This is a genomic window from Achromobacter semiaridum (assembly GCF_053543755.1).
In genome coordinates, this window is record NZ_JBLVOL010000134.1 from 69,707 (window position 1) to 90,923 (window position 21,217).

At 62.3% G+C, this 21,217-nt stretch carries 20 protein-coding genes; all 20 read right to left on the reverse strand.

The window, feature by feature from the left end; all coding sequences use genetic code 11:
• Window positions 1-2: 2 nt before the first annotated feature.
• Window positions 3-584 carry a hypothetical protein gene (locus ACNPP0_RS27500; protein WP_448707641.1) on the reverse strand — a complete coding sequence of 194 codons (582 nt, stop codon included), beginning with the start codon at window positions 582-584 and terminating at the stop codon, window positions 3-5.
• Entirely contained in the window at window positions 574-2,889 is a 2,316-nt protein-coding gene (locus ACNPP0_RS27505) for a pyocin knob domain-containing S74 family peptidase (protein WP_448707642.1), read from the reverse strand. Before ACNPP0_RS27505 ends, ACNPP0_RS27500 begins: the two co-directional genes overlap by 11 nt.
• A 3-nt stretch (window positions 2,890-2,892) precedes the next feature.
• Window positions 2,893-4,338 (reverse strand): hypothetical protein, encoded by a 1,446-nt coding sequence (locus ACNPP0_RS27510; protein WP_448707643.1) that lies wholly within the window; start codon window positions 4,336-4,338, stop codon window positions 2,893-2,895.
• Window positions 4,339-4,432: 94 nt separating this feature from the next.
• The gene (locus ACNPP0_RS27515; protein ID WP_448707644.1) at window positions 4,433-4,888 is read right to left on the reverse strand and encodes a hypothetical protein; all 456 of its coding nucleotides are present in this window, start codon (window positions 4,886-4,888) and stop codon (window positions 4,433-4,435) included.
• Window positions 4,889-4,983: 95 nt separating this feature from the next.
• Window positions 4,984-8,562, reverse strand: coding sequence for a TipJ family phage tail tip protein (locus ACNPP0_RS27520; protein ID WP_448707645.1), 3,579 nt, complete (start codon window positions 8,560-8,562; stop codon window positions 4,984-4,986).
• A complete protein-coding gene (locus ACNPP0_RS27525; protein WP_448707646.1) occupies window positions 8,563-9,162 on the reverse strand; it encodes a tail assembly protein in 600 nt (199 codons plus the stop codon).
• Window positions 9,153-9,899 (reverse strand): C40 family peptidase, encoded by a 747-nt coding sequence (locus tag ACNPP0_RS27530; protein ID WP_448707647.1) that lies wholly within the window; start codon window positions 9,897-9,899, stop codon window positions 9,153-9,155. The genes ACNPP0_RS27525 and ACNPP0_RS27530 overlap by 10 nt, the downstream gene beginning before the upstream one ends.
• Entirely contained in the window at window positions 9,889-10,587 is a 699-nt protein-coding gene (locus ACNPP0_RS27535; RefSeq protein WP_448707648.1) for a phage minor tail protein L, read from the reverse strand. Before ACNPP0_RS27535 ends, ACNPP0_RS27530 begins: the two co-directional genes overlap by 11 nt.
• Window positions 10,584-10,922, reverse strand: a complete 339-nt coding sequence (locus tag ACNPP0_RS27540) for a phage tail protein (RefSeq protein ID WP_448707649.1) — start codon at window positions 10,920-10,922, stop codon at window positions 10,584-10,586. Before ACNPP0_RS27540 ends, ACNPP0_RS27535 begins: the two co-directional genes overlap by 4 nt.
• Entirely contained in the window at window positions 10,919-15,097 is a 4,179-nt protein-coding gene (locus ACNPP0_RS27545) for a tape measure protein (protein ID WP_448707650.1), read from the reverse strand. The genes ACNPP0_RS27540 and ACNPP0_RS27545 overlap by 4 nt, the downstream gene beginning before the upstream one ends.
• Window positions 15,098-15,118: 21 nt before the next feature.
• A complete protein-coding gene (locus tag ACNPP0_RS27550) occupies window positions 15,119-15,337 on the reverse strand; it encodes a hypothetical protein (protein WP_448707651.1) in 219 nt (72 codons plus the stop codon).
• Between the two features lie 95 nt (window positions 15,338-15,432).
• Entirely contained in the window at window positions 15,433-15,780 is a 348-nt protein-coding gene (locus ACNPP0_RS27555; protein WP_448707652.1) for a hypothetical protein, read from the reverse strand.
• Window positions 15,781-15,883: 103 nt separating this feature from the next.
• Window positions 15,884-16,423, reverse strand: coding sequence for a hypothetical protein (locus ACNPP0_RS27560; protein WP_448707653.1), 540 nt, complete (start codon window positions 16,421-16,423; stop codon window positions 15,884-15,886).
• 33 nt (window positions 16,424-16,456) lie between these two features.
• Window positions 16,457-16,861: a hypothetical protein gene (locus ACNPP0_RS27565; RefSeq protein ID WP_448707654.1), complete on the reverse strand. Its 405-nt coding sequence runs from the start codon at window positions 16,859-16,861 to the stop codon at window positions 16,457-16,459.
• Window positions 16,858-17,334: a hypothetical protein gene (locus tag ACNPP0_RS27570; protein WP_448707655.1), complete on the reverse strand. Its 477-nt coding sequence runs from the start codon at window positions 17,332-17,334 to the stop codon at window positions 16,858-16,860. The genes ACNPP0_RS27565 and ACNPP0_RS27570 overlap by 4 nt, the downstream gene beginning before the upstream one ends.
• Window positions 17,327-17,662, reverse strand: coding sequence for a hypothetical protein (locus tag ACNPP0_RS27575; RefSeq protein ID WP_448707656.1), 336 nt, complete (start codon window positions 17,660-17,662; stop codon window positions 17,327-17,329). Before ACNPP0_RS27575 ends, ACNPP0_RS27570 begins: the two co-directional genes overlap by 8 nt.
• Window positions 17,659-18,453, reverse strand: a complete 795-nt coding sequence (locus tag ACNPP0_RS27580) for a hypothetical protein (protein ID WP_448707657.1) — start codon at window positions 18,451-18,453, stop codon at window positions 17,659-17,661. The genes ACNPP0_RS27575 and ACNPP0_RS27580 overlap by 4 nt, the downstream gene beginning before the upstream one ends.
• Window positions 18,454-18,456: 3 nt before the next feature.
• Window positions 18,457-19,128 (reverse strand): hypothetical protein, encoded by a 672-nt coding sequence (locus ACNPP0_RS27585; RefSeq protein WP_448707658.1) that lies wholly within the window; start codon window positions 19,126-19,128, stop codon window positions 18,457-18,459.
• A 78-nt stretch (window positions 19,129-19,206) separates the two neighbouring features.
• On the reverse strand, window positions 19,207-20,160 hold the full coding sequence (locus ACNPP0_RS27590) for a major capsid protein (protein ID WP_448707659.1): 954 nt from the start codon (window positions 20,158-20,160) through the stop codon (window positions 19,207-19,209).
• A gap of 144 nt (window positions 20,161-20,304) precedes the next feature.
• Window positions 20,305-21,198 carry a DUF6651 domain-containing protein gene (locus tag ACNPP0_RS27595; protein WP_448707660.1) on the reverse strand — a complete coding sequence of 298 codons (894 nt, stop codon included), beginning with the start codon at window positions 21,196-21,198 and terminating at the stop codon, window positions 20,305-20,307.
• Between the last annotated feature and the right edge of the window lie 19 nt (window positions 21,199-21,217).

Sequence of the window (21,217 nt, forward strand, 5' to 3'; positions counted from 1 at the left end):
AGTTATTCGCCCAGCGTTGCGGCTACGAGCTCTTCCGGAGTAACGGTCCAGGACAGCGCGTCCAACGCGGCGCGACTCGAGGGGGAGTCTTCAACGAGTTCGTTGACTGCATCTTCAAGGCGCTGACGCTCCCCGACAATCAGGGCGGCGATACGCTCAAACATGACGACCTTTGCTGCGGTTCGTCGCATAAATTCATCGATCGTCAGGCCGCGCCGCGCATTAATTTGCTCGCACATAGGGAAGGGGCCGGCTGGGCTTTCGAGCCAGCGATATGCTTCCACAATCTGCTGAGACCATGTCGCGCGCTCAATATCGGGATACTGAGCGAGAAATGGAGCGGACGCCTCCTGGGCGGCAAGGCTGAACGAGGCAATCTTCCGGGCCTTCAGTAGCTCGAACGTCTCCACGGGAGGAACCACGGGCTCGAATGAAGGTGGATCCAGCGGCGGAAGATCGATAGGTTCCGCCGCCGGCAGCTCAGGAAGTGCCGGCATTTCGGGAGGATTCACACTGGACTCCGTGGGTTCGGCGCCAGACACTCCGGACTCTATGGCTTCAGCTTGAGTAATATCAGATTGCAAGGCGCTTCTCCAGGATGGTGATACGGGCGTTGGCCTCTTGCAGCGCTTTCAGGGCGAGAGTGAGCAAGTTCCAGGTATTCGGCTGCAGGGTTCCGTCCGATAGCTCCTCAACGTAGGCAGGATCGATCTTTTGGATGTCCTGCGCGAGCACTCCGAGTTGATGGACCTTTGTGGGGTCATTCCCCTTTCCTTCCGCGCCTTCCTTGAACCTGAAGGAATAGAAGCTCAGCTTGTCAACAACGTTGGTGGCGCTCACCTTCGAAGGCGCGATATCGCGCTTGGTTCGCGCATCGGAAACGAAGTAGTTGGTGCCGATTACACCCGCGTCGGTGTCATACTCCAGATAACCGTTCAACCTGCGCACGCTATAAACGCCGCTCAGGTTCCGGATCAGAGTAACGATCGCGCCGGTCGGATCATGCTTCATGTAGGGCGAGCGAATGTCGTTGCTTGCAAAGCCCACAAATGAGGTGCCATCTCGCATCGGCCGCGCGTTCAGTTGGCTGCTGAGCCAAGTCGAAAGCCAGCCGCCCCAAAGCGTGCCGTTAACGTTTCCATCCCCCGAAAGTGCAGCGCCACCATTGTTTGCATACACCGAGCCGCGGAAGATCCCGTCACCGTTGGAGTTGCGCACTGACATGTTGACCGCAGAGTAGCCGTTGTTCACCACGTCGAATCCCACGCCCGAAACTCGCAGCGTGTTCTCCATGGTGCCAAGCTGTGTCAGCCGGATGGACGCGCCGGCAGCACTCGCGATTGCCACGCTTCCGTTCAAGTTGGACAAACCTGAAACGGCGAGACCGCCGCCGACGGTCAGGGCGCCATTGATTACGCCGCCCTTTTTCTCGAGCGCAGTGCTCATTGGCAGATAGCTTGACGTGGCCGAGTCCCAGTTGTGCCATCCAAGGCCATCGACATAGATGTCGCCGCAATCGGTGGTGGGAAGCCCGGTGCTGGTGCTCCATGCGCTGGTGGATTTCCACGATTGCCACGTGTTGTTCGCGCTGTTTCCGAAGCGGAAGAACGTGCGCGGCTTCTGGCCCGTTACCAGAAGGGTTAGCTCCTGGCTTACCTGCGTCGACGCGCCGTAATAGACGCGCATAAATCCAGCGGATGCCCAATTCGTCGAAAAGGTCGGGAAGTTGGCGCCTACCGCGGCCGAAGCGGTCCACGTGTAAAACGTATTGTCCGCCGTCAGCGTGTTGGCGTCCGTCGCTGCGGTCAGGAACGTATGGGTCATGACGTCGCTGGTGCGGGCCACCTCCCGCCACGGCCCCCAGTTACCGTTGGTCCGGTTGGAGCACGAACGCCAGTAGCGCCGGCCTCCGAAGCCCACAGGCGACCCGCCCTCCACGCCATACACCGTGTATTCCTGCCACAGCAGATTCGCAGCGGCCACGCCTTCAGGGCCGTGGACCTCCAGCAGGCCGGCGAACGGCGCTGGGTAGCTGGTCCCTGCCACAGCGCCAGCGGTAGCGTTCTGCGCATACACGCCGGCGGTGCGAATGTCGTCCAGGCTGTGAGCGGTGGTGGGCAGCAGAATCGTCGAGGGCGCTTGCTCGGCCGGTAGCCGGCCGGTCGAGCTGAGCGTGGCGAACCGTTCCCAGCCGGACCACGTGCCTCCTACCAGGGAACGGAAGAACTGCAGGTTGGAGTTGCTGGCGATGTAAATCTGGTTCGCGCCGGTGGCGGACGTGCCGCCAGGGTATCCGGCCGAGTAGACGATCAGCGTGCCCGACTGACCGATCGGAAAATTGGTGCCCCCGCCCGCAACGCCGGAGGACGCAATGATCCACACGCCGCGTTGCGTGTAAGTGTTCAGGTCCTGGGACGCCGCCATGACCCCCTGGAACATCAAACCGGTGGTGTGATCGACGCCCTCTTTCCACGCCGACCAAGCGGTAGCGCCGGTCTTGATGCGCCAAAACTGTTGGTAGGGCGCATTGCGGGTGCTGAACTGCTGGAGCGTAGCCGTCCCATAGGTGTCCACAAGAAGGAACCCCGAGACGTTCGCCACCGGGTAGTTACTTTCAAGCGTGGCTGCCGCGACGGCGCCCTGGTAGAAAGCTCCAGGCGCGGTGTAAGTGTTGAGATCGTGAGTTGCCGTCGGCAACAGGGCAGCCAGCGGCAATTGCTCACTAAGATGCCGACCGTCTTTGTCCAGCGTCGCCACGCCTTCCGCAGCGCCCTTTTCTGCCTTGGGAATAGCTGCGCCAGCAAGCTCGTGCGCGCTTCGGTCGTTGTCGAGCAGAATGCTCAGCGAATCCCGAACCGCGGTAGTCTTGGGAATATCTTGGAATGCCATCTTTTAGTAGCCGTGTGCGGCCCACGTTGCGACGCCGGTCGTGAACGTCCCTTCTCGGGCGTCCTCCAGCACGAACGTGAAGCCTTCTGTCGAGACGGATGTGATTCGGGGAACGGCGGGCGCGCCGACGCCGCCGCGGATCGCCATCGTGATTTCGGGCACGATGTGGAACTTGCGTTGGAAGGTGACGATTCCGCCAACGGCGGGGACATTTACTGATGTGCTGCCGCGTTCGACGAGGTCGGGGATGTCTACGGTGACCTGCATGCTGGCGAGCATCCCGCGGTCCGAGTTCTTGCTCTCGATCACGGTGCGGAACATCGCCTCGCGATACTCGTAGTCGCCAGGAATGAAGTCGCGCCAGCGCTCATAGCCCGGCACGTTTCCGTAGGCGACGAGATTGGCGAACCCAGCTTCGTCAATGATCTCGGTGGACAAGATCATGTCGCTGACGATCATGTCCGCTGCACGGCGGATGCCGTCGTAGATCGTGACGAACTCGCTCACCGACAGCTTGACGTTGCGCTTGCCCGCCTCCGCCAGGGAGAAGCGCTCGTCCAGGTAGCGCCGGAACGTCATCGTCTTGCTGAACTGCTCATAGAAGCTCAGAGCTCGTCGCACATCTTTGCGAATCGCACGGACAGACTTGCTCGCCACGCCCAGGTATTCATTTTTCGTGAGCGTCGACTGGCGATGCCAGGCGCTGCCCATATAAATGAGCTGGAACAGCCTCAGCGTAAAGTCGGATGTGCGACCAAACCGCTCGCCAATCTGCAGATCGCGCAACACCGCCTTGGCGAGATTTCGCGCGCCTCCGTCGGCAACCCCAAACGAATCGGCAAACGGCAGAACCACCTCGTTCGCCTTGCGCTCAGCAATGGAGAACGTCTCAACAAAGCTGAGCATGAAGCCGATCAGATCGGTGTAGGTTTCCCCGATGCTCAGGGAGCGTCTGCTGTCGATGGCGACGTGCTTGGTATACGCGTCGGAGATGCCGAAGCCATCTTTGTCCTTGAGCAGGACAGCACCCTTTTCGACCCGACCGGCGATCTGAAGCGCCTGGCTGAACTCACGGGCGAAGTCGGCCGTGCGGTCCAATCCATCATTCAGCGCCAGGGCTTCGTGGGGAGCCTTCTCGAAGCCTTTGCTTTGCGCGCTTGCAACGCCGAGCGCTTCGGACGCAGCCACCGTGGCATTCAGCGCCGGCGATTCAGCGAGCGACAAAAGCTCAAAAACTGATTTCTCAGCTTGCCGGGTTGCCCGATCCTTGAAGGCAAGCCCTTCTAGGAATTGAACGGCCGCCGATTTGCGAGTCACGCCATATACGCCGAAGGCTTCGGCACGCCGAAGCACAGTCGACAGCCCGCGACCTTCGGCAACTCGCAACGATGTCGCGGCGGACGCCGTGTAGGAGAGCACCGCCAGAGACTGCACTTCGCGGTCGCCCATGACGGCATCGTCCCAAGCGAACCCCGCGGTCTCCCACGTGTAGGCTTGTCCCTCCGCGACGCTTACCGATGCCGTCATTACTCAGCGCTGACTATTAGCTCATCGTAAAGGTGAACACGACCGTCAGCGTATCGTCGGCGCCCTTATTCACCACCGGGAAAGTCACGCGATCAAGCATGGTGCCGTTGGTCGCTGCATTGAAGACGCCCGCTTCGGTGATGGCGCCCGTCGCCACCCCGGGATTGAACACGGAGGTGAACGTGAAGGTCTTCGTGCCGGCGGTGTGCGCGTAGGTGGCGACCAAGCGCTCGATCTGGCTCACCAACGTGGTGTCGGCGGGCAACGGTGCAGCGGTGCCCGCACCGACGCCAATGTGACTGAGCACGGCAGGTCGCCCGCTGGCACGGCCGATCGCGTCTGCGATCAGGTCAAAGCCGACGTTGACGATGATGTTGTCCTTGTGCGTCAGCTCAACCGAGCCGTCCGCCTTGACCAACGTGGCGCTCATCGCACCGTGCATCTTGAATTTGTCTTGAAAACGGTCGGACACGCCAACTCCAGAAGTCGTAAGTTAATGTAACAACGCCCCGGATCATATCGGCCGGGGCTTTCTGTGTCAATAGTCAGCGCTACATAACATCACACCTACCAAAACAGGTCGAGTTGGTTGAAGGCTCCCAGCGGCGCGAAGTCTTCTGAGCCCGCAGCGGTGGCGCCGCCAATCTTGCCAACGAAGAGCCGGCGGTCCGTCAGGGTCTGCACGATGGAGATCACGATCACGTCGCCCACCTCGATTGCCAGGCGCGCTGCCACGCGGCGGTTCGTGTGGTCCGTGACGTAGAATTCCTTCGCCGCCTCGCTGTAGCCGAGCGCCAGGAAGCGGCTGCTCGTTTGATGGGACAACTTGGCGATCTCCCGCTCGTTGCTCTTGCCCACGACCTTGGGCTTCACCGTTAGGGTGTAGCTGAAGCTGCCATCTACCGCGGCGCCCTTCCATCCCACTTTCACCTTGTCCCGCACGCGCAGACCGTTTGCGAACCGCGCCTGGTCGTAGGATGCGTTTTCCGAACGGTAAGGAAGGCGGCCGGCCACCGATGCAAGCGTGTCGTTCAGTCGCCAGCCGTCGACCTCGTTGTTCGCCAGCCCAACCCGGCGCGCGATCTGGTAGCGGCCGGTGACCGATTCGATATCGCCGCCAGGCGCCCACCCGCGGATCGCTTCGGGGTCGTCCCACGCAAACAGGGAGGTTTCCCAGGTCATCAGGTCGGTGTCCGCCACCACCGAGTTCAAGCTGGCGAAGATGGAGTTCTGAGCGCGGTAGGTATCCAGCAGGTCCACGGAGAACATATATTCGCCACGGGTCGCGCCGTCGACCATCATCAGGTCGTAGCCAACCTGCTTCATGTTGAGCTTGTAGCCCGGCCAGTCGAGCAGCGACTCCTCCGTGGTGAACACGATATTGGAGTCCGTCGGCATCGCGATGTTGGTCGACACGAAGGTCGCCAGTTCGCTCGGAATGCCGGGGCTGGCGACGGCCTTGATCCAGAACGTCCGGTTCCCGATGGTTCCCGAGGGGATCGAGTGGCTGGTGGCCTTCACCTCTGCGAGCATGATCCCCGTCGCCCAGGTCTCGCCCTCGCGGATTTCGTAGTGGCTGATGTCCACCTCTGGGTTGGCGTTCCAGCGCAATTCCAGACGCAGGCTCGACTGGATCACGTCGAAATTCTCCACCGGCGCGGGCGCTGCCAGCACGAGTTCAAAGGTGCTGACGTTGTCGGAGAACACCCCGTCCGCGTTGATGGAGCGGATGTGGTAGTAGTATGTGCCCGCTTTGTCCTGGTCGTGCTGAACCATCGTCCCCTGAAACTCGGCGATGATCACGTCGGACGTGTCCCACGACGGACCCACCCTCACCTCATAGCCCGATACCGCGATGTCCGTCACAGCGTCCCAGGTGAGGACCAAGTCGTTGGTGCGCTTCTGCACCTTGAAATTGGCGACGTCGCCGGGCGCCGACGTCCTGCCCACCGTGGTGTAGAACGCCTCGAACATGGAGCTGCGCTTGCCAAACGTGTTCTGGGCAATGATGCGGATCTGGTGCTGGCCGGCGCGCACGTTCGGGAGCGTCAGCATGGGGCTGGACAGGGTTACTGTTTCCCAGTTGGTAGCGTAGGTGCCCAGGCGCCGCCAAGTCACTTCGAAGAACTGCGCGCCGCTCGCCCACGACATATCGAGGGAGATGCCCAGCACGCCCGGGGCCACCACCACCGGCGTCTCGTAAACCTTGAAGTCGGTCACGGGATTAACGGTGTTGGTGTCGATCAGGCTGTTCTTCGGCTTGTCGAGCTTCAGCCCCTTTTCGACCGCGTCGAACTTGCTGGGGTTGTGCTCGAGCACGCGCAGGCGAAGCTCAGTCGGCTTGTCCCCTTGGGCGACATTTAGCACCCGCGCGAGGATCGGCTGCAGGTCCGGCTGCGCGATGATCCAGATCGCGTTGGGAACCGGGTCCGCCGTCAGAGGCGAGGCCCAGGAAACGGTCGTGTGCTCGCCCATCGATTCGGAGATGTAACGCTCCGCGTAGGTGCCGTCCGGCATGCGGATGGAGATCGAGGCGCCAGGTCCGAGCAGCGTCACCGGTGCGTCCAACTCGACGCTCGTCGCGGTGAAGCTCCTGACGCGGCCGCTCATGCGGCTGCCGGCGATCGTCGTGTCGTGCAGCTTGATGATGTCGCCCGGCAGCAGGGTCGCTGCTTCCATGCCGGTGTCGAACTGCCAAATCTGGTTCTCGTAGTGCTCCGTGTAGAGCGCCCAGCGCCCCATGCGGGCGGCCTGCCCGCGGCTCGCGCAACCGAACGCCGTCAGGTCCAGCACGCGATAGCCGTTCAGCTTCTCAATGAGCTCCTGATCTTCGATGATTTCGGTGTTCTGCTTGAATCGCTGGGTGCGGTCGTTGTATTTCACCCGCACCGCGCTGTGGCGGTCGTCTCGCTCAGTCCCCGAGCGCGACAGCGATCCTTCAACGATGTTCGCCTGGGAGAACACCATGACCGGGGAACCCGGGCGGTCCTGCATAAAACCGATCTCGGATCCGTTCCAGAATGGGTTGCCGCGGAACACCGAGCAGATGTCCTTGATGACCTGGAAGGCTTGCGCCTGGGTCTGGATCATGGTGTTGATCGAGAATCGCGGCTCGGTTCCGCCGAAACCGTCGCTCACCAGCTCGTCGCAATAGCGCCCGATGGTGTAGAGCTCGGCGATATCGACTTGGTCTTCGTCGATGTAGTTGCCGATCCCATAGCGCTTGTCCGTGAGCACGTCGAACAGCACCCAGGCAGGACAGCCTGAAATCGCCATCTTGAACGTGCCATTCCAGTTGCCGACGTAGGTGCGCGACACCGGGTCATAGTTGGACGGCACGCGGATGTATTGCCCGCGCACGAGGTAGGATCGCGTCGGAATCGACGAGAAATACTTGGATGCAAGGCGCAGCGCGAAATATGCCGACCCCGGGTAGCACATCCGGGACTCGACGATTTCCACAAAAGCGTCCAGCCAGGTCTCGTTCTGCGTTGCCGTCTCGGTGCTGTCCGGCGTTTCCCGGACAGTGCGAATCGTCCAGTAGCTCGCCGCCTGGCCGTTGATCGCGTTTCTGGGCAACCGCAGCAGATGCTCGAACTGCGTGCGAGAGCGAGCCTTGAACGACTTGCTGATCGACGCGCCCAGTTGCTGATATGGGCCGCCGTTCACAGCGACTTCGAAGTGGTAGGCAACCGACGCGCCGTGCATGTCGCCGTTCTTCTTGTCCTGCGTGGTCATCTGCGGGAACGCCATGATCATGCGGACGGTGTCACACAGCGGGTTGTTGATCGAGATCACCGCCGGCGACGTCGTCTTCACCTGGACGTTCACGGATGTCGGGGACTCGATGTCCGAGAAGCCCGGGATCGGGGTCTGGTCGAGCGTCCCAGGGCGGAAGTCCCACACCACCCCTTCGAAGTTGTAGCTACCGTCCGCGTTCTGCAAGGCGGTGTCGTCGAGGAAAATCGACTGCGCCCCGTTGACCAGGCCGCCCAGCACGCCCTCGGACACGAGGTCGAGGATGGCAACCTTCTGCTCGCTCTGCGCGCTATCGGGGTCTTCAACCGCTACGCGGGCTTTGCCGCCGCCGCTCTTGCCACCGCCGCCGGCGCCGATAATGTCTTCAATGTGCTCGAGAATTGGCATTTACATCAACTGGTCAACGGAAAGGGATGCGGAGATGCAGTGCGAGCCCACAAGGACTTCATCCCCGTAGATGAGCGGCACCGGGACGCCCTGGGCCTCGGTGTTGGTGGGCCCGTTGAAGAAGTAGGACGTCTTGTCCTCCCGCTTCGACTCCGAAGAGCCGCCGCCGGAGGACGTCAGCAGCCCGACCAGGCCGCCAAGGGTCAGCGAGGCGCCGACCGCGAACATCATGGTCCAGCCGGCGCCAACGCCCGCGGGGTTGTAGGTGATTGCGGAGACCACCAGCAGCACGACGCCGACGACGATTCGCGCCGCCGCGCCCGCGCCTTCGATGACCGGCTCAAAGGTGATCGACACCGGTCGCCGCGGCAGGTGCGAGATCGCGTCGTCAGAGCACTCGAGGGTGGATCCATCCTCGAACTCGACGGAAACTGTGTAGAGGCTGTAGATGTCCTGGTGTTCGGCCATCCACTTGATGAACTCGGGCTCGTTGGCCCGCAGCAGCTTCAGCGCCTGGCGGGGCGTCTTGGCAGCGAGCTCCCACTCCCGGCCAAATCGGGCTCCCAGCGCGCCTTCGAGATAGACTTTGGTCAGTTGCATAGCGACTCGTGGCGGAGGTGATGCGTCACATACTTCGAGCGCGTCCCGAAGACGTCGATCGAGGAATTGCGGCCGTGGTTGTGATGCAGGATCCTGTCGTCGCCGATATAGACGGCGCAGTGGTCCGGGCGGTTACCGTCGAGCACCTGCATAAACAGGATGTCGCCCGGCAGGAAGACCTTCTTGCGGTCGGTCAGCAGCACCAGTCCCTCGTCGACGTAGGCGTCCGTGTCGAACAGGTGAAATCCGGGCGTGCCGTCGGCCTGGGTATAGGGGTAGCGATTGAGGAGGACGTTGTGCTCGCGCGCCATGTAATCGACGACCAGCGACCAGCAGTCGAAGCAGCCGGCGACGTAGGGACGCCCCTCGTAGGGCATCTGGAAGCCCTCGGGCGTGTAGACGCCGTGACGAGCAAACTCGAACTTGCCGTCGGCGGTCTGTGTCAAACCCTGGATCAGCCACGGAAGATGGGTCGCCTCGATCCCGACGCGGTCGGCGTCCGAGGGGTCGCTCGTGCGCCCGGGATGGGTGTGCCACACGCCCAGAATGGTGCCGCGCGCCTGGGCTTCGATTCGGTCCTCGCGTGCGATCCTGAAATGCTGCAGCGGATCTTCGTGGCGGTTCTTCACCTCGACCGCGAACGCCTTGCTTCCGTTCTGCACGATGAAGCCGCATGCCTCTTCGGGATACGCGCGCACCGCGGCCTCGCGCACGGTTGTCAGGACATCAGGACTCATAGCGACGCGCTCCGGGAAAGCCGCCGAAGCGGATTGGCTGCTCTTTGAAACGGACGCGACAGTCGGTCATCGTCTTGCCGCACTTGTCTGCGGAAGCGTCCCACTGCGGAATCTGGTTTTCGTCGTAGTAGAAGGTGCCGGTCCAGCCGCACTCTGCGCCGCGGTATCGAAACGCGCAGGAGTTTTGAAGCACTTGACGGGCGGGGATCGTCGCGTTGCGCAAATCGAATGCGCTGACGAGTTCCCACTCGATCATGTATTTTGTTTCGTTCGTCTTGCGGTTGATATACCAGAGCTGGTCCGGGTAGTTCTCGTGCGGGTTCGCTTCGGGGTTCCCGTTCGGAAAGTTCACCGCGTCGAGGAATCGGGCGTGCGTGCGCTTGCGGATGATCTTGCAGTTGACCAAGTCGTCGTTGTTGCGCACCTCAGCCGAGAACAGGCCGTCGATGTTGGCCACCCGCACCTTTGGACGCGGCGTCGTGCCGTCGGTGTTGATATCGAAGCCCTCGGCTTCGATCGGCAACGGCAGATACTGCTGCCCCTGCCAAACAATGGGCTGCGTCAGCTTGTTCGTGCCGGCGTGCCAATAGGACTTGTCCCCATTGGGCAGATTGGTCATGTCCAGGATGAACAGTTCGATCAGCGCGGTCGGCGCCAGCGACTGCATTTCGGTGGTGATTGAGCTCATGCCTCGAACACCTCCACGAAATCAGCGCTGATGACGTGCAGCCCCTTTTTCGCCTGTGCCTCGCTCCACTCGGCGCACTTGTAGTTCGCGGTGTTGCCGCGCCCATCGGTCCAGGTGAAGGCTTCCACTCCGCCGCGTGCCAGCAGGAAGTCGCTGATCTTGCCGGCCACTGCCCACGGGTAGGTGAAGGTGACGCTCCACGTGCGCGGCGCGGAATTGATCCCCGTCGCGACCCGCGCCTCGTAACCGTCACCGTATTTCGTGGTGTTGACAGAGGGCGTGCGCTTGACGGTCGCGCCAAGATCAGCCGCCCAGGGAAACACTGGCTTGCTCATCGGTTTTTGCTCAGAATGCCGCCGTTGCGAGTGGCGTTGTTGATGCGGTCGTCAACCAGCGAGACGATCTGGTTCGCCATGCTCGACCAGCGATCCGTGTCCATTCCGCTCTTGGACGTGCTGGCCTGGCCGTTCTCGTTGACGTTGATGCTGATGTTCACGATGTTGGCGCCGCCAGTGGCGCCCTTCATGTCGCCCTGCATCGTGACGGGGATGGAGCGCCCGTCCGGCAGCGGGACGTAGGCTTCCGCCATCGAGCCCTCACCAAAGAGCGCGAGCTGCGGCCTGGTCGCAATGCCTCCGCGGGCATACTTTTTAAGAGGCACCGACCCGGCACCGGTCATGATCCCGCCATCGGCGAAGGCAGCCGTGGCGGTGCTGGTGGCGGCAGCGGTGGTGGCGGCTGCCGCCAACGCGTAAAGGCTGGCCGAAGCGCCTTGCAGGGCGATCGACATCAGGAACATTTCCAGGGTTGCCGAGGAGGTCGCACTCAGATTCGCGGCGTCGGCGGCCTGATCGGTCAGCATGCCGGCAACGGTTGAAACGGCGCTTGCGCCAACCGCGTCGGTCAGGCCGGAGGTCGCCACCGTATTAGCGATGAAGCCGGACGAGACGCCGATCGTGTCCTTGCCCAGCATGTTGAGCGACGAGGTCAGCGCGGAGGCGGAATTGCCGGCTCCGGCAATGGCTTTGGCTGCAGCGCCCTCTGCGCCCGTTCCTGCCATGGCGCCGAGGACGTTGGAACCGATCGTGCCGGCGGCGCCCGCAGCGTCTGCGGCAGCGGTCGGCGCACCGGCGGCGCCCGTCGTGTTCATGCCCAGCATCTGCTGGACCTTCGACACGGCAGACGACAGCCACTGCGTGAAGCCGCCCGTGCCGGCGCCATCCGGGCTCGTCAGACCCTTGAACAGTTGCCCGAAACCGATCTGGCTCATGAACCGCGACGCGTCGGTCAGCATGTTCGCGAGCATGTTGCGCCACTCGAACTTGCCGGTCGTGGTGAAGTTGACCCACGCGTCCATGCCCTGCTGCGCCCAGTTGTCCGTGATGTGGTTCATCTGGCCGTAGACGTTGGTCCATTCCTGGAGTGTTTGCTCCAAGAGCGGCCGGGCCTCGTTGTATTGGCGCTGCGCAATCTGCTGGCGGTAGGCGAAATAGTCGGCGTCCGCGCGAGCCATCAGCTCGTTGGCGTTCTCCTTGTCTGCCACTTCCTTCGTCAGCTTGTCCCGACGCACCTTGTATTGACGATCCAGCTCCGCGAGTTCTCGCTGCTGGGTCGCCCGGAGCCGGTCGTTCTCGTATGGCATGAGATCGATCGTCAGGTCTTTGGACTTCAGCTTTAGCTGGGAGACGAAGTCGAGGTAGTCGTTGACGGCTTGCTTCGAAATGAGCGAAGCGGTCTTGGTGCGGAACTCGTCGGACGCGCGCCCGGTCTCCGTGAGCGTCTTGCCCAGCGTTTGGATTGCTTGCTCAAGCTCAAAGACCCCCGTCTTCGCACTTTCGGCGCTCAGAGGGTCGTCGTAGCGCGCGACCAGTTCGGCGCGCGTGGTCTTGATCTTTTCCTCTTCCCGATTCAGGGAGATGAGCGACTTGGCGAGCCGGTCGACCTCCTCCTTCTGGGCCTTCAGGCCGGCGAGCGCGCCGAGCTCGCTATCGGATGCTTGCAGGTTCCCGTTGTCGCGGTCCGCCTCCAGTCCAGCGAGCACCGAGTCGTAGAGGCGCTGGTAGGTCACAACCCCTTCGTTGAGGTCGTCCAGGCGCACCATCGCCTTGTCGAGCGAGGAAGACGCCTTGTCGATGGCCTTCGTGATGCGGTCGCGCGGATCCTTGGGCCCCTTCTTGCCCTTCTTGTCACCCAGGATGACGTTGTCGGCGAAGTTGTATTCCGCGTTCTCGCGCATCGTTTGGTTGGCGAGCAGCTTCTCGTTCAACGTCGCGACGAATGCGGCCTGGGTGCCGATTTCATAGCGGTCCGCACCCGACTTGGTGAGGGATTCGAGCTGCCGCTTCGCCTCCGCGGCCTGCTTTTCGAGCAGGGTCTGCTCCTGCTTGGCCTGGTCGAGCGCCGCTTGGCGCGCGAGATTGGCATTCGCTTTGACCTGCGCTTCGTATTCCTTGGAACCCTTCTTCAGCGTCGCGAGCTTCGCGTCGCCCTCCGTCTTCGCTGCGACCAGCGCGGCGTTGGAGGTGTCCTTGACCGCCTTGAGTTCCGCGTCGACGCGAGCGCTCAGCGTGGCGGCACGTGCTTGGCTCTCATTGCGAATGGCGTCGTTCTCGACCAGGATGCGCTGCTTCTGCAGTTCCTGCAGTTCCTGCTCGGTCTGGATCCGCGCACGCTCCTGCGCGAGCGCCACCTCATCCGCCGCACCGCCCCGGAGCCCCGCAGCCTTCTTCACGCCGGTGGGCAGGTTCGGGCGCGCGGCTTGAGCGTCGGTGATCGACTTGAGCTCTGCGCGCTTCGCCTCGATCTGCGAGTCGATGTCGGCAACCGTGGACTTGTCCGATGTGCCGCTGTTGATTGCGTCGCGCACCCGCTTGAGTGCGCGCTCGCCCTTGTTCGCCCAGGCGTCCCACATCGTGGCGCCAACGGTCAGCGCAAGGGTGACCATGCCCAGCCAGCCGCCGAGGGCGTTGAACACGAACTGACCAGCGCCCATCGCGCGGGTCATCAGGCCGATGTTCTGGCTTGCCTTCATGGCGGCATCGGCCACCTTCAGCTTCTGAGCCGCGGTCTTTTGCAGTTCACCCCGCTCCTTGAGCAGGGCTGAGCCGACCTCGCGCTGCTTGGCGATAAGCAGGTCGTTCGCCACGAGTTGAGCCCGGATGGCCTCGACCTGGACGTCGTTCGCCATGATGTTGCGGTCATACTTCGGATTGCGAGACGTCTGCAGCCGGCGCTGCGTGTCCGCCTCAAGCTGGGCGATGTGCCGGTGATACTCGTCCCGGGCGGCCCTCAACTGGCGATACGTGTCCTTTTCGTTCACGACCCGGGCCGCATTGAGCCGGACAGCGTTCTGCGCCTGCACGTTGGAGATCGCCGCCTCGGCAGACGCCTTGTCACGGTTTTCCTGGACGCTCTGCAGGAACGCCTTCTGACTTTCCTGGAAGGTCTTTGCGACGGCCGCGCGGTAGGCGTTCACCTTGTTGACCGCCCAGAATGCCGCCATCGTCGAGACCAGGGTCTTGACCACGCCGCCATACTCGACCGTCATGTCGACCAGGCTGCGCATGCCCCGGACGACGGAGGCCAGGTCTCTGCCGAGTTCCTGGGCGAACTTGCGTGCGTCGTTGCTACCCAGGTAGTCGGTCAGATCCTGCAGTTGCTTCTTGACCTCGGCGGCGAACTCGCTCTTGCCGGTGTCATTGAGCAGCAAATCCCATTCGGTTTTGAGCTTGGACGTGATCCCCGTCCAGGTGCCCATGAAGTCCTTCGCAGCGCCGCGGCTTTCGAAGTTCATCATCGTGAACATCTTGCGCAGCGCGCTCGTGGACTCTACGGTCCCCTTTGACACCGCAGCCGTCAGTTCGGACATGGTCATGCCCATGCCCTCAGCCATCGACCGCATGGCGGTCGGGACCGCTTCGCCGAGCTGCTGGCGAAGTTCTTCCATCGAGATGACGCCCTTGCCGGCCATCTGCTGGATGGCGATCGACGCCCGCTTGAGCGTGTCACTGTCGCCACCGAACCGGGCGACGGCATCGATCAGGGCTTGCATCGAACCGTTGGTCGGATCCAGGCCGGCCGACTTGAACTTGACGAACGAGTCGGTGATGGCTTTGATCTCAAACGGCGCGGACTTCGCCACGTCGATGATGTAGGCGAAGCTCTCGCCGCTTTCCTTGATCTTGCCGGCGGCCGTCGTCGCCGTGCTGAGGCCGTTCAGCAGCGTGGTCAGACGCTCGAATTCGCCCGTGGTCTTGAGAATGGACCGGGGCAACGACAGGAACACGTCGTTGATGTCCATGAGGGCAAAGCGCACCGCCGCCGCGGTCATGACCACGTGCCGAAACGCCGTGCCCAGGCCACCCATGCGGGCTTCTACCCGGTTCGCGGCGGTAGCGGTGGACTGCAGATCGCGCTGAAGTGCTGTGAGCAGCGAGCCTAGACGCTTGGTGGACACCGTGAACTCACGGTCGTCCATCGTCAACTGGATACTGATTACTTTGTCACTCATCGCGCGCTGCTCGTCTACCCTTTAGCGGAATCGCATGTTTTTCAGCTCTTGCCAGCCCGCCTCGTCTCGCTCTGAACTGATCGGGAGTCGGTCGAACTTGAATGGCTCATCGAATTCGCGAACCAAGCGGTCGCGTTCTCGAGTGAGTTGGTCCTGCTTACTGGTGTTCGCAGCCAGCAAAACCGCGAGGTGTCGAAGGTCTTTCTGCGCGCTGATGCGGTCGATGTTTCGGTTCAGCATCCAGAAAGTGCGGATGGGGAGAGCCAGTAGCTCTGCCCGGGAGAGCCCGTAGAAGTGAAGGACTCGGGCGTAGACGAACCCGAAGTCCAACGACTTCAGTCGGGCTTTTTTTCGGAGGGGGCCTCCGCGTCGCCGTCTTCGGTCGCCTTTTGGGCGCCGTCGGCGAGCTGGCCTTGCAGGAACTGGTTGATGGCGCGGATCTGGGCGGGACGCAGCGCGCCCAGGAGCTCTCGCGTCAGAGACGGCACGGAGCGCTGGATCTGCTTGATCGTCAGCTCGATCTGTTGGGCAACGTCGTTCGGATCGGTCTTTTCGAGTTCCCGGGCGTCGCGCATCGTGTCGATGAAGCCGTCCACGTCGAGCTCCTTGACCGGGTGCTCCTTGCCCTTCAGCTTGATGCTGCGCAGGGGCGCCGAAATTTCGTCGAGGTTCAGGAATTCCATAGTTCTTGCAGTTCGGTATTTGGTGCCGCGCGGGCGGCTAAGGCCCCGACTTGGTCATATTTGGTTACATGACAGGCGCAAGTCGGGGATGGTTCGCGACGCCTTACAGGTCGACGGCGGTCGTGTCGCCGGCCACGAACAGGCGGCCGTCAGCGTCGGGATATGCCTTGAACTCGACGTTGTAGATGCGCTCGTCGTCCAGCATGTAGCTGTAGTTCAGCGCGCCCGCGGTGCCGGCGCGGTTGACGGTGAAGTCGTCGCTCTTGTCAGCGGCATCCTTCGCGATGGGATGCAGATTCAGCGTTTGGGCGAAGTCGAGCAGGTTCAGGCCGGTGCCGGTGGGCACTTCGACCTTCTTCTTGGTCGGGTCAGTGCTGTCGGTGATCAGCTTGGCGCCCGGCATCACGGCAACCATGTTTTCCAGGGTCGTCTCGGCCAGCGGCACCTTGACCGTGCAGGTGCGGCCGATGATGTATTCGTTGATCGGCGTGTTGCCCATCTGGTCCACCGTGACTTCGTGGGTTTCGGTTTCCACCGTCACTTCCACGCCGCCCTTGGTGAAGCCCAGATCGACGCTGTTGAAGGTGACTTTGCACACTCCCAGCTTCACGTTCTTGGCATCGCCGTTGGAAGAAGTAGCCATCAAATTTCCTTTGCAAAGTATAGTCAGGCTTGACTATTGAAGTGTAACATAGGCAATCCGAAATGTAACAGCGCATTCGTATTGCTCGCCGGGAGTCAGCGGGTAAGAACGGGGAACTGACGTGGGCCGCATCTGCTTCACGAGGTAGCGTTCGCCCAAGGGGGTCTCCACCTTGAAGGTCAGCGCTGACATACCATCCAGAGCAAGCCTCTCCGCGTCTTGAGCGGTCTTAGCGCGCGTAAGCAGTTGCACCTCCCCGGTGTGATAGCCCTCAATCTCCCCATCAATCGCTACGCCTTCGGGCGCCAGCTTGATGAATGAACCGGTGATGACGTTCGCGGGCATGTATTCGGCGAATACGCTGGGCAGTGCCTTTGCGCTGCGCGCGGGCTTTGCCTGCAGGTTCTTGAGGTATTCGGCGAGCTCGATTTGAATCATGAGTTCTTCACCTTCTTGGCGACCTTCGCCATGAATTCGGCGCGGCGATCAGACAGCGCCCGGGTGAGGAATTTGCCGCCCACCTTCTTGCCACCTGCCCGCTTCGCCTGAGACTTCGGGCCCAACTGGAAGCGCTTATCGTCAGGACCGGCGCTGCCATACGGGTAGAGCGCTTCGTGCATCAGGAGCGCGTAGTCCCCGACCGCCTTGTCGCCGCCGGCCGCAACCGACTCGTCCACGAAGACCGTGACCTCGCGACGCCCGTTCAGGCCCGTGTTTGCCTCCTCGACCTGGATTGCGTCCTCCAAGTTGCCCTTGTCGACCGGTGCGTAGTCGCGGGCGAGTTCGGCGATCTTCTTGCCCTCCTCGCTCATTACGGTCGCGACGCCGCGCGTCACGCGCTCGCCGGTCTGCTTGATGCTGATCTCCAGCCCCTTTCGGTTCATGGAAACCTTGCTGCCGCCCTTAGCCATGTGTCGCCTTCACTTCGTAGTGCTCCGGGCGCCCAACGGCATCCCGGCGCAGTTGCACCCCGGTCACTCGGAAATTCTTGCCGTCCAGCTCGACCCGATCGCCGAAATCAACCTGGACGGTCAAAGGGAAAAGCAGATGGGCGAAGCCGCTGATTTCCTCGGCATGGCCCTGGGTGCCGCTGAAGCTCCCTCCAATGGGGAGCTGCCCTGATCCGGTTTCGATCTTGAGCACCTCGGCCTTGACCTTCCGCGGGGCGCCATAGACGCCCTGCCCGCGCACGTCGAAGTCAACGACTTTGCGGAGCTTGCACGTGACGCGGCCGATCATGCGGTGCGCCCCAAACGCATGCGGTTCAGCACCCACTTCGACATTTCGCGCATCGCGCGCGCGCAGATGGGGCGCTCGATAGCCTTGAGGTTCGCCCGGTAGAAGTGCTTCGACTCCCCGGTGGACTTGCTCACGATGCCGGCCCGGCGAATGTCCCCGATCTCATCCCCGCCGAGAATTGCGTCCGCCTCGATCACTTGGGCACGGCGCAGGGCGGTAACGAAGTCGTTCGGCAGAGCACGCCACTCATCGAGAGTGATCTGCGTCAGGTCGCGCACCAACACAACTTCCTCTAGGATCGACTGGTTGCCGTCATACACGTAGCGGTAGCGCATGCGGGCGAGGTTCAGGCGCGCCTGCACGAGAGCGGTCACTCGATCTCGTTTGGGCGCGCGGGTCCAGCCCGGAATGTTGGGGAGGTCGCACGCCGCCATCACCGCCTGACCGTAGGTCTGGAAGCTGTTGACGTGCTCGGCGAGCACTTCGGCGATCTCGACGATGTAGTCCCACGCCTGCCTGATGGTGCCGCGCGGCGTTTTGAGCACCAGTTCGACCTGGCGCAGTTCCCGCACGAGGCCGGGCGCCACGCTGTTGAATTCGGCGGGGATTTCGATGACAGCCACTTCGGCGTCCGCCGCCACCGGCTCGGGCAATTCCGTCAGCGGGATGAGCTCTTGGCCGTCATGGTCGGTCAGACGGTAAGAGGCTTCATCTACCACGATGAGGTTGCCCTCGGCGTCGAAGAGGTCGAACCGAGCGATCACGAGCGTGTCGGCAGCGAACGCGGACATGGCTTAGACCTCGCCGTCGACGACGGTCGTGATGTCGTCTTCGGATTCGCCGACGCCGTCGGCATTCCCGCCTTGGTCTTCCGTCGTATCACCCGGCTCACCTTCCTGCGCAGACGACTCGGTCTGCTCGGTCTGCTCGGTCTGCTCGGGCGGGGTCGCCTCGGGCTCGCCCTGGGTCACTACCGGATCCAGCACCGGCGGCTTGACGTTCGCCTTGTTCTGGGCGGTCAGGATGGCGTCGATCAGCTTGGCGGTGGTGTTCGCCTTCACGCCAAACGTATCGCCGATCTCGCGCAGGCCCTTGATGCCCTTCGCGTCAGCGACAGCGGCCAGGGATTCGACCGTGTGGACGACAGCGGCGACCGAAGCCGTGGTCGCATTGACGGCAGCAACCGCGGTCTGAGGCACCGGCGCGCCGGAGCTCGCTTGCATAGCCTTGCGCTGCGCAACCGTGGGGTAGTTGTAGACCTCGGCAGTCTTGGTCTGGGAGGTGGACCACAGCTCGACGTCACCCACACGCGCGCCCGACTCGGCGTCGACGACCGTGGTGATTGCGGCGATCACGCGCGCTTCGGCGGAAGAGACATCACCGACCGACACGCCGTCTTGAAAGAGGACGGTGCCGAAATGGCCCGTGTAGTGGCTGAACTCGGGAGAGATAATCTTCAGTTTCATGGGGTTCCAGGATGGGAAAAGGGGCACGAAACCTCGTGCCCCTGTAGCCTCATTCAATCATCGCTGATTGATGATTTTTTACGCAGTCGTGCGCACGTTCTTCAGGCGAGCCAGCGACACAGTGCTCTTCAGCGCCAGGCCGCAATACCACTTCACGCGCAGGCGGGTGGCGTCCTTGTTCTGAACGGTGCCCAGGTTTTCCAGGCGCATGCCGGCAGAGGCGCCGCCATACAGACCGTGCAGGCCGTCAGCTTCGTTCAGGCGGACCGCAAACACGTCCGTAACAGGAACGTCCGTGCCGCCAACGGTGACCTTGTCATTCACCATGAAGTCCGTCACCAGGATGGGCAGACCGTTATGGGTCAGCATCGGGCGACCGAATTCCGGCAGCATCAGCTCGGCCGGGGCGGTGCCACCGGCTGCGCGCAGCAGAGCGCGGAATTGACGGACCGTGGCCTTGCTCATGAGGAAGGCGTTGGCGCCCTTCGGCACGGCGTCAGCCAGTTGGTCCAGCATGGACAGGGTCAGGTTGGACGGGGAACCGTCTGCCGGGTTGGCAACGTCGATGATCTGGCTGTCGTTTTCTTCGCTGATCTTGTAGACGCCGTCGAACTGCTTGGCGTTCTTGGTGCGGTTGCCCTGCATCAGATTCAGCTTGAACTGGCGGCCCATCATCTTCGCCTTCGCGGTGATCTGGGCGGTCATCTGGTCGTTGGTGTCCGACTCGGTTTCCTGCAGGAACTTGTCGATGTCCACGTCGCCGGCGATGATGCGCAGGTGCGTGGTGACTTCCTGGAAGCCGACGGCGCCTTCGGTGATGATTTCGTTGGGGTCGATCCACTTCGGCGCGAAGTCCGCGGTGGTGTCCTTCATGGCGGCCGCGTCTTCACGGTTGTAGACGTATGCCTTCGAGTTCGTGGACACGAAGGGCAGCACGTCGAACAGGTCGTCGCGTTCGATCAGTTCTTCGACAATGCCCTTAACGAGGTCGTTATTGGACAGCTTGTCGGCTTCTTGCTTGAGCAGCGGCATTTAAGCTCCTTGTGAATTGCTCAGTTGCGTGACATTTGCCAATCAACCAACTCAATTCCCTTAGAGCCGTGATGTAAGCTTGGACAATACAGCGCTTGTTACATTTTGTCAAACAAAATATAGCAAGCGCTGCATATATTCTTGCTAGGCAGCGTCGGGAACGCCAACGCCCTTGCGAAGCAGATTCGCAATGCGAGCGGCGCCCTTGCCGTTGTCTTCGGTCGCGGCGGGCGTCTTGGTGCCGGGCGCGTTCGGGCGGCTACCGCTACCCGGCTTGATCTTCGACTTCAGCAGTTGGTCGCGGTCCGGATCCAGTTCGACCAGCTTCTTCAGCGCAGCTTCGAACGGCAGGGGCTCGCCGTCACCACCGATCAGTTGGGTGCGGTTCGCGGCACTGGCCGGCTTATCGAAGGCGACAATGGCGCCGTCCACGAACTCGAAGTGCGCGCCGTAAGACTGGCGAGCCTTGTTCACCGGCAACGTCAGTTCGGTCTGGACAAACTGGGAAGCGGCGAACGCGCCGCCGATGGTCAGCTCGGCGATCTGGGCTGCAGCGGCAGATGCACGAGCCTGTTCGGCGGTCAGTTGCGACTTCAGCGCTTCGGTCTCAGCCGCATGAGCGGCGACCATCTGGTCCTTCAGCTTGTCCCACGCGCCCTTGGCCTCCAGCGCGGCGGTCTCGGCTGCTTGCTGGGCTGCCAGCGCGGCGCGCGCCTTGGCCGGGTCGATACCCTCGAATTCTTTCAGCGCGGCCTGGGCGGTGGCGAGGGCCTTCTTCTTCGCCATGTTCTCCTTCAGGAGCTTGGCCTCGTTGTCCGACAGCTTGGACTTCTGGCCGGCGTCGTCGCCCGAGCCTTGGCCTTCACCTTCGCCTTCGCCCTCCCCCTCACCTTCGCCAGCGCCCTCGCCCTGGCCTTCGCCTTGGCCGGAAGCGCCAGAACCACCGGAACCACCGCCGCCGCTACCCTCGCCGCCTTCGCCCCCGGTGGCGGGGCTGTGCAAGCGGTGAAGGGCCATCAGTCGTTTGATTCGCATCATTTGTCTTTACCTTTGTGCC

Bases quoted from the DNA above. Each gene is read 5' to 3' on its own strand.
- ACNPP0_RS27505 (WP_448707642.1), bottom strand. From the start codon at position 2,889: ATGGCATTCCAAGATATTCCCAAGACTACCGCGGTTCGGGATTCGCTG.
- ACNPP0_RS27575 (WP_448707656.1), bottom strand. From the start codon at position 17,662: ATGATCGGCCGCGTCACGTGCAAGCTCCGCAAAGTCGTTGACTTCGAC.
- ACNPP0_RS27550 (WP_448707651.1), bottom strand. From the start codon at position 15,337: ATGCTGAACCGAAACATCGACCGCATCAGCGCGCAGAAAGACCTTCGA.
- ACNPP0_RS27560 (WP_448707653.1), bottom strand. From the start codon at position 16,423: ATGGCTACTTCTTCCAACGGCGATGCCAAGAACGTGAAGCTGGGAGTG.
- ACNPP0_RS27510 (WP_448707643.1), bottom strand. From the start codon at position 4,338: ATGGGCGACCGCGAAGTGCAGTCTCTGGCGGTGCTCTCCTACACGGCG.
- ACNPP0_RS27525 (WP_448707646.1), bottom strand. From the start codon at position 9,162: ATGCAACTGACCAAAGTCTATCTCGAAGGCGCGCTGGGAGCCCGATTT.
- ACNPP0_RS27535 (WP_448707648.1), bottom strand. From the start codon at position 10,587: ATGAGCTCAATCACCACCGAAATGCAGTCGCTGGCGCCGACCGCGCTG.
- ACNPP0_RS27580 (WP_448707657.1), bottom strand. From the start codon at position 18,453: ATGTCCGCGTTCGCTGCCGACACGCTCGTGATCGCTCGGTTCGACCTC.
- ACNPP0_RS27555 (WP_448707652.1), bottom strand. From the start codon at position 15,780: ATGGAATTCCTGAACCTCGACGAAATTTCGGCGCCCCTGCGCAGCATC.
- ACNPP0_RS27545 (WP_448707650.1), bottom strand. From the start codon at position 15,097: ATGAGTGACAAAGTAATCAGTATCCAGTTGACGATGGACGACCGTGAG.
- ACNPP0_RS27595 (WP_448707660.1), bottom strand. From the start codon at position 21,198: ATGATGCGAATCAAACGACTGATGGCCCTTCACCGCTTGCACAGCCCC.
- ACNPP0_RS27530 (WP_448707647.1), bottom strand. From the start codon at position 9,899: ATGAGTCCTGATGTCCTGACAACCGTGCGCGAGGCCGCGGTGCGCGCG.
- ACNPP0_RS27540 (WP_448707649.1), bottom strand. From the start codon at position 10,922: ATGAGCAAGCCAGTGTTTCCCTGGGCGGCTGATCTTGGCGCGACCGTC.
- ACNPP0_RS27585 (WP_448707658.1), bottom strand. From the start codon at position 19,128: ATGAAACTGAAGATTATCTCTCCCGAGTTCAGCCACTACACGGGCCAT.
- ACNPP0_RS27520 (WP_448707645.1), bottom strand. From the start codon at position 8,562: ATGCCAATTCTCGAGCACATTGAAGACATTATCGGCGCCGGCGGCGGT.
- ACNPP0_RS27570 (WP_448707655.1), bottom strand. From the start codon at position 17,334: ATGGCTAAGGGCGGCAGCAAGGTTTCCATGAACCGAAAGGGGCTGGAG.
- ACNPP0_RS27565 (WP_448707654.1), bottom strand. From the start codon at position 16,861: ATGATTCAAATCGAGCTCGCCGAATACCTCAAGAACCTGCAGGCAAAG.
- ACNPP0_RS27590 (WP_448707659.1), bottom strand. From the start codon at position 20,160: ATGCCGCTGCTCAAGCAAGAAGCCGACAAGCTGTCCAATAACGACCTC.